General features: G+C 60.6%; 4 protein-coding genes and 1 pseudogene (1 of these 5 only partly in view). All 5 read right to left on the reverse strand.

Translation table 11 applies throughout. The annotated features are described in order from the left end of the window. Positions 1-2,984 (reverse strand): annotated as a pseudogene (locus FVQ81_16730) (efflux RND transporter permease subunit) (it extends 897 nt beyond the left edge of the window). A 6-nt stretch (positions 2,985-2,990) separates the two neighbouring features. Next, positions 2,991-4,889: an efflux RND transporter periplasmic adaptor subunit gene (locus tag FVQ81_16735; protein MBW7998178.1), complete on the reverse strand. Its 1,899-nt coding sequence runs from the start codon at positions 4,887-4,889 to the stop codon at positions 2,991-2,993. A gap of 6 nt (positions 4,890-4,895) precedes the next feature. Then, positions 4,896-5,390, reverse strand: coding sequence for a hypothetical protein (locus tag FVQ81_16740; protein MBW7998179.1), 495 nt, complete (start codon positions 5,388-5,390; stop codon positions 4,896-4,898). A gap of 58 nt (positions 5,391-5,448) precedes the next feature. Next, a complete protein-coding gene (locus FVQ81_16745; GenBank protein ID MBW7998180.1) occupies positions 5,449-6,726 on the reverse strand; it encodes a TolC family protein in 1,278 nt (425 codons plus the stop codon). Positions 6,727-7,334: 608 nt separating this feature from the next. Further along, positions 7,335-8,136 (reverse strand): sulfatase-like hydrolase/transferase (locus tag FVQ81_16750; protein MBW7998181.1); only part of this gene is annotated, 802 nt, incomplete at its 5' end.

An 8,136-nucleotide genomic window follows, 5' to 3' on the forward strand; every position in this document is an offset into this window, starting at 1 on the left:
GGATAGCGCTCACGGCCTTCTACCGTGGTGGTCACCGGCATGCCGCCTACAGCGCTCATTAACGCCTGCTGAACCTGCATAATCATCAAACCGTGGCGGGCGATCTTCTCCCGGTCGATCCTGATCTCCAGGTATGGTTTGCCCACCACCCTGTCTGCATTAACAGTCGCCGGCTTGATACTTGGGATTTCTTTCAACGCGGCCTCGATTGCCAGGGCCGCCTGCTCGATACTCTCCAGGTCCGGTCCGCGCACCTTGACTCCCATCGGCGCTCTCATCCCGCTCTGCAGCATCACGATCCGGGCCTCTATCGGCTGCAGCCTGGGAGCGCTGGTAGTGCCCGGCAGGCGGGCTGCTGCCACGATGTTGTCCCAGATGTCGTCCGGGCTGGAGATTCCGGGCCAGGAGTCACGTCCCGGGTTAAGGGCCGGATCGAGAGCAGGCCGCCACATACGAAAGGGTGCTCCGCCGGGATCAGGCACGAGCTGCCCCGCGCTGTCGCGAAGGAACACGCCGCGCACGGTGTAGAACTCGCCATCGTCTGCGGCGACCGGATCGCCGTCGGGGTTGTGGAACAGCCCGGTACTGTCGGAATCGAAAGCGAAAGTGAGCCGGCGGCCGTTCTCGTCGCTCATGTACTGCGGGTGGTAGTTGATCACGGTCTCAATCATCGAGATCGGCGCCGGGTCGAGCGGGCTGTCCGCCCGGCCGATCTTGCCCACCACTCCGCTGACCTCTGGGATCGAGGAGATACGCATGTCCTGCTTGCTCAGCACGTCGTAAGCCTCGCCGATCGAGGCGTGGGGCATGGTGGTGGGCATCAGCAGGAAACTGCCCTCATCGAGCGAGGGCATGAACTCACGCCCTAAACCCGGAAACTTGTGATTCAGGTAGGCGTACGGAGCCGAGCGCTGCAGCGGCTCGGGCAGCCAGCCGAAAAAGCGGTCGAAACCGAGCCAGACCCACCCGCCGACAAGCACCACCGCCAGCGGAATAAGCATGAACAAACCCTTGTGGGCCAGGCACCATTGCAGCCAGCCGCTGTAAAACAGCTGGAAGATGGAAACCAGCGCCAGCAGGCCCCCGATTATCATCGCAACGAACACCACGTTTAACATGGTGCCTTTTTCCGGTCCCAGCGGCAGCCAGTGCCCGGCCAGCAGGAAAGTAACAATCAGCACCAGTCCTCCGTTGCCGACAAGCCAGGCCCAACGCCGGAACTCCTGCGGAATGCGATCCTCGAACAGCCGGTAGGCGCCGAAGCCGATCAGCAGCAGGCCGATCCAGGCGTTGAGCCAGATTGCAGCGGCTACGCCCGCGGCAACCAACAGCCAGGGAGTCAACTTGACACGTGAGCCGAGGTTCCGGCTCCGTCTCCAGAGCAGGTGCGCCAACGGCGGGATCACGGTCAGGGCGATAATAACCGAGGCGATCAGGGCGAAAGTTTTGGTATAGGCCAGCGGTTTGAACAGCTTGCCCTCGGCCCCGGTCATCGCGAATACCGGCAGGAAACTGACCACGGTGGTGGCGACAGCGGTGGACACCGCCCCGCCCACTTCGGTGGCAGCGCGGTAGATAACCTCCAGCCTGCTTTCGTCCGGGTGGGCCTCATCCAGGTGACGGAGGATATTTTCGCAGATCACGATCCCCATATCGACCATCGTGCCGATAGCGATCGCGATCCCCGAGAGGGCCACGATATTGGCGTCGACCCCGAAATAACGCATGGCGATAAAGCAGGCCAGCACGGCCAGGGGCAGCAGTCCGCTGATCAGGAACGAGCTGCGGATATTGAGCACCAGCACCAGGATCACGATGATGCTGACCATTATCTCCTCGGAAAGCGACCGATTCAGCGTGCCGAGGGTTTCGTAGATCAGCCCCGTACGGTCGTAGAAAGGGACAATCGTGAGCTTGCTGGTGCGCCCGTCGGGCAGCACTTTGGACGGCAGCGAGGGGGCGATTTCCGCGATCATATCCTTGACGTTCTGGATCGCGGCCAGCGGGTTCTGTCCGTAGCGGACCACCACCACACCGCCCACTACTTCCGTGCCCTCCTTGTCCAGCACTCCCCGCCGGGTGGCGGGCCCCAGGCTGACATTGGCGATATCGGCCAGGCGGATCGGCACGTTGTCCACCACCTTGACCACCGCCTGGCGCAGGTCCTCGACCTGTTTGATAAACCCGATGCCGCGGACGATATACTCGACCTTGTTGATCTCGATAGTCTTGGCGCCCACATCGAGGTTGGACATCTTCACCGCCCGCACGACGTCAGCCAGGGCAACGCCCTTTTTCAGCATGGCGTCCGGGTCGACATCGACCTGGTATTCCTTGACGAACCCGCCGATCGAGGCCACCTCGCTGACGCCCTCGGCGCTCATCAGCGAGTAGCGCACTTGCCAGTCCTGGATACTGCGGAGTTCCTGGAGGTCCCAGCCGCCGGCGGGGCGGCCCTGCTTGTCACGGCCCTCGAGCGTATACCAGTAGACCTGGCCCAGCGCGGTGGCGTCGGGGCCCAGCGCGGGCTGGACATCGGCAGGCAGCGAACCGGCTGGCAGGCTGTTGAGTTTTTCCAGCACGCGCGAGCGGGACCAGTAGAACTCGGCGTCCTCGTTGAAGATGACGTAGATCGTGGAAAAGCCGAACATCGAGTAACTGCGGACAGTCCTGACCGAGGGGATACCCAGCAGGGCCACGGTCAAGGGGTAGGTGATCTGGTCCTCAACATCCTGCGGCGAGCGTCCGGTCCAGTCGGTAAACACGATCTGCTGGTTCTCGCCGATATCGGGGATAGCGTCCACGGGCACCGGGTCGCGGGGCAGAAATCCGCCGAGGTCCCAGGCGAAAGGGGCGGTCATCATACCCCCGACCACCACCAGGATTACCAGCAGGAAGGTGAACATCTTTTTTTCCAGGAACATCCGGATGAGCTTGTCGAGCAGGGATGGCTGGTCGACGTTGAACTGCTTCCCGTTACTCATCGTCGCTCAATTTCCCTTCCCGTCAGCTATGAACAATGTGTTCACCCTGTCCATGCAGCCCGGCATCATCGAGCCGTAATAGGGGTTCCTGGTCTCGGAGTCGTTCTGCAGCCACTCTGCGCCGCGGTTGTCGAACGCCATCGGGCAGTGAAACAGCACCAGCGGCTGGTCACCGTGCCCGCCGAAGTTTTTTACGGTGGCGACCATTGTGCTGCTGAGACGTTCAAACGCTTCCCGCGCGCTGGCGATATTGCCGGCGGCGGAGATGCCCTCAGCCGCGTTTTTAAGATTTTTGTGATAGCCCATCCAGGCCATGTGCTGGTCGGCCGAGAGCACGGACATTTTCACTTGCGCAAGTGCTTTCGTGAAAGAATCCGCCTCCTGGACTGCTTGCTCGTAAAGGTCGGCAGCCAGGGCCTCATGCACGGCGAAATAGGCGCTGTAGAGCGCGGCCAGGCCGTCGGTGAACTGCTCCGGTAATTTTGCCGTGTCGATCTCCGGTGCTGCTTCAACCATTGATGCGCCTTCCCGCCCTTCCATTCCGCGGCTTGTCATTGCCGAGTGATCGTGCATCCCACTGCCGGCGCCTCCTCCCTCGGGACTCATCATGCTGAGCCCGGCGGCTATCTGCACGGCCGCGTCGATCTTGAACGCACCGTTGGTCACCACTTCCTCTCCCTCGCTCAATCCCTCGCGGATGATAAAGTAATCCCCCGCCCGCGGCCCCAGCACCACTTCCCGGCCCTCGAATAACCCGTCATCACCCGGCACTCTGACATAGACCACGGCTCGTTTACCGGTAATCAGCGGCGCGGTGGCCGGGACCATCAGCGGGTTCCCGGCCGACGGGTCGGCTCGTGATTCCACGATTGCCGAGGCCAGCATTTCCGGTTTCAGTCTGCCGTCATGATTAAGAGTTACCACGCGGACATCTACGGTGCGGCTTTTAGGGTCCAGCATCGGATCGATAAAACTGATCGTACCGCTGAATTTCTCGCCGGGGAACGCCGGAGTGGTGAAAGATACTTCCTGGCCCACCTTCAGCCAGGGAAGATCCGACTCGTAGGCGTCGAACTCCACCCAGACCGTACTCAAGTCACTGACCTTGTACAAGGAGGTTCCGGTCTTGACGTACATCCCGATCATCGCGTTCTTCTCAACCACTGTGCCGCCAATCGGGGCGTAGATATTCAGGTTCGTTGTTGGTTCACCACGTTCCACAACAGCTTCGATCTGCTCCTCAGTCAGTCCGTAGAGTTCCAGCTTGCGACGGGCCGCCGTCACGGTAGTCTCAGCAGTTCGGCGAATGGAGGCCAGCGCGCTGTTGCGGAACTGCTCCTGGCCTTTGATAGCCTGCAGCAGTTCCTCCTGAGCGCTATATAATTCAGGACTGTAAAGCTCGGCCACCGGTTGACCCTTGCGCACCCGCATCCCGGTGTAGTCCACATACAGCCTGTCGATCCGGCCGCCGGCCCAGGCCGTGATATGGAACACCCGGGTCTCGTCATAGCTCACCCGGCCGGGCATGCGGATAGAGTGTGTAGCCCGCCGCCGCTCGACCTTCGCAGTCTGCACCTCGGCCAACTCGCGCGCTGTTGCGCCTAACTTGATCTGGCGAGGGCCGAGGCCTTCAGCGCCGCCGTCCGCGACGGGGATCAGGTCCATTCCGCAGATCGGGCATTTGCCCGGCTCGGGCTGGCGGACCTGGGGATGCATCGCACAGGTCCAGACAGCTGCCTGCTGCTGCCCGGCTTCCGCCGGAGCCTGCGAGGCGGCGTGGTCGTGGGCCGTCTCGCCCCCGCCTCCCCGGAGCAGGAATCCCAGCAGGAATACCGCTACCAGCAAGGCCCACAACGGGACCTTGCCGAAAATATCTCTGATTTTTCCGGGCAGTCCGTTATTCATTATCATCTACTCGCTTTTTTTGACTTGTTCAAATTCGATTCCCTTGGCTTCCATCTTCTTAATGTACTTGGCCGGAACTATCTCGAACTTCGGCCTGCACATCGGGCAGCAGAAATAAACCTTCTTCCCGTCATGTACCGAATAGAGCAGCTTGTCGATGTCGCCGCCCATCACCGGGCACTCGGTCTGCATCTTGGAGACTGTCTCCAGCTTGACACCCTGGGCCTCGAGCTTGGAGATAATTTTCGCCGGGTCTTTTTCAAACGCGGCTTTGCAGTCCGCGCAGCAGAAATAAACCCGCTTGCCGTCATGGTCGGCGTAGATTTCCTTGTCGATCTGCTTGCTCGATAGCGGGCAGGCGGTCTGGGTTTTGGCATCAACCTTTGCGTGGCTGCCGTCTCCCTCGGAGTGGTTTCCGTGCCCCTCGTGCTGAGCGAATATCGCCGGCGTAATCGCCAGCATGGCCATGATCATCGTGGTGGTCAATATGCGGGTAATCATCTTCTGTCTCCTTCCTCCCGTCAGGGAGAAGTTTACTGAGATTAATGGCGGCGGAATGTCAGTTGCCGCCCTCGGGATGGGCCTGAGCGGCCCGGTCAATGTTCAGTGTTTCGCCTGTGAGGGCTTCAATCTCGGCCACGGATTTTGCCAGTGCGGCCAGTGAGCGCTCCAGTTCGAGCTGGAAGTCCAACAGAGTGCGCTGAGCATCGAGCACGTCCAGCGCATCGGCTTTTCCCGCAGATAGTGCGGTGATCGCCGCCTCCAGGGACTGTTCGGCTTTCGGTACCAGCGTGGAGCCGTAAAGGTCAACCTTGCGGTCCGCGTCATCCAAGTCCACCACTGCTTGCTTAAGCCGTGCGCTCAGCATGTTGGTCATGTCCATTTCCTGCTGCCTGAGCGCGCCAAGCCTGCTGGCGGCCTGTTTTTCGGCCGCCTCGTACTTGCCGAAAGAAAGCGGGAGGTTGATACTGACACTGGCTATCAGCGGGTCTCTGCCGTTGTCGGCAATGTTGGGCATTTCGCTTTCGTCGGTCTGGATATAATCCAAGCCCACCATCACGTCCGGCCAGCGCTGCTTGCCCGCCAGCCGTACCCCGTCCTCGGCCGAACCTTGCAATTCACGCAGGCGGGCCAGCTCCGGATTGCGTTCCACCAGGAGCTGCTCCAGCTCGGCAGGAGATTGCACAACAGCGGTGGTATCTATCGCAGCAGGAAAAGGCAGCGGCAGGCCGGTGTCACGGCCCAGCAGGGCGTTGAACGCCGCAGCATGGCTCGTGGCGAGGTCCTCCAAGGTGGCGATCCCATCCTCCAGCTTGCCCATCTCCACCTGCACCTTGATCAACTGACTGAATCCGCCCGAGCCGGTGCTGTAGCGGTTGCTTGCAATCTCTTCGGTCTGCTCCAGCAGAGCCAGGTTGCTTTGGGTAATCTCGATCCGCCTGCCGAGGAACCAGTAATCGTAGTAAGCCACCCTGACCTTGCGGTAGAGTTCCACCCGGTCGGCCTCGAACTTTCGCCCTGCTGCCCGCGCGGCCTTGGCAGCCTTGCTCTCGGCCAGGCTCAATTTGCCGAACCAGGGGAATGCCTGGCTCAACCCGAAGCGCTGGACCTGCGGCCCCACGCGCGTTTCGACCTGGCGCAGGAAGTAACCGTAGCCCAGCCGGGGATTAGGCAGAGCACCGGCTTGAGGTGCCTGCTGCACCGCAGCTTCCCAGCGGTGGTAAGACGCCTTGAGTGCGGGGTTGGCTGCCAGGGCATAAAGCAGGTAGTCATCAAGGGTGGAGCTTTCGGTCAGCTCGGGAGCCTGGAATTTACCAGGATCGCTAAGATGATCCAAGGACGCGCTTTCGGCTGATATACCTTGCCGGGCGATAGAGCACAAAAATATGGTTGTGATTAGCAGAAAAGATCTCAATTTGATTCACCATCAAACTTAATGGAACTGAAAAAATTGATCTCAGGCGGCCTATCGTCTAATCACCGCCGCAACGTTCGGTGGTTAGGTGACAGGAGGCCCGGATAATATTCCGCCTTTTTCAAAGTGGAATCAAAGGCAGATAACAGCTTGGCAGGCATTAAGTTAAAATCCCCATGATTTCAGTCGTGTTAATGTACATAACCAGCTAAGCTCACAAGGTTTACTCAAACGTCCATTTTTTTTCGGCCACTGTTGCCAGCCGCCGGAGGCATAGCTGAGCGTGATCTCGCTGTAATTGAGCTAGCGGCCGCCGTCGCCGGGACCGCGGATATCGCTCGCTTCCAGCACGAAGCCGTAGAACGGCAGGCCCAGGAGCGGTAACATAACGGTACTCGCGGTCAAAGGTGGATAGTTGGAGATTGCTCTAACTTAACCTGAAACCTTCGACATGCGCAAAGAAACATTTGGCGGAGAGTTTACCGCGCTTGCCCACCGTCAACGTCAACACCCGAGTAAAATGCGGGTGACTACTCGTAGGTGTATTTCACCAGCCAGGGGTCGTCGGTGGCTTCCTGCCAGGCTTTCAGCCTGCCGCGCAGTTCAGTCAGCGCGGCGCGGCGGGCCGGGTCGCCGGCCAGGTTGACAACCTCGTCGGGGTCGTTCTCCAGATCGTATAGTTCCTCGCGCTTGCGGTAGATGTACGCATCCACGGAGCGGACCCCGAGCATCGGCTCCTGGCGGGTCAGGATTGCCTGCCAGGTGTCGGAGTAGAACAGGTCGCTGGCGAACGGGAAATCGAGCTTGTGGGCGAGGTTCAGGATATACTTGTACTTCCGGGTACGGATCGAGCGCATCGGGTAGTACATCTGGATCTCGTGGAACGTGTGGCTGCAGAAAATCTCGTCCCAGCCCGCGGGGTTTCGCTCGCCGATAACCGGCAGGAAACTGCGGCCGGGCAACTCGTAGTCCGGCCCCCTGGCGCCGGTCCAGTCCAGGATAGTCGGCACCAGGTCGGTAAAACTGACCATCGCGTCGCAGACCGAGCCTCCCGGGAGGCCCAGCGACGGGCAGCGGACCAGCATCGGCATCAGGATCCCTGGGTCGTAGATCGTGGTCTTGGCCCCCGGCATGGCGATCCCGTTGTCCGAGATATAGATCACCAGCGTATCCCCGGCCTGACCGCTTTTTTCCAGCTCCTCCAGCAGGAACCCGATACCCTGGTCCAGCCAGCTGACAGACAGGTAATACTGGGCCAGTTCGCCGCGGCACTCGGGGCTGTCGGGCAGGAACGGCGGGACGACCACCTCGGCAGGGTCGTAAGTCACCTCG

This window comes from Candidatus Glassbacteria bacterium (assembly GCA_019456185.1).
Taxonomy (GTDB): domain Bacteria; phylum Gemmatimonadota; class Glassbacteria; order GWA2-58-10; family GWA2-58-10; genus JAJRTS01.

What these genes read in the sequence shown, in the direction of transcription:
- FVQ81_16735 (MBW7998178.1), bottom strand. Translation starts at nt 4,889, where the DNA reads ATGAATAACGGACTGCCCGGAAAAATCAGAGATATTTTCGGCAAGGTC.
- FVQ81_16740 (MBW7998179.1), bottom strand. Translation starts at nt 5,390, where the DNA reads ATGATTACCCGCATATTGACCACCACGATGATCATGGCCATGCTGGCG.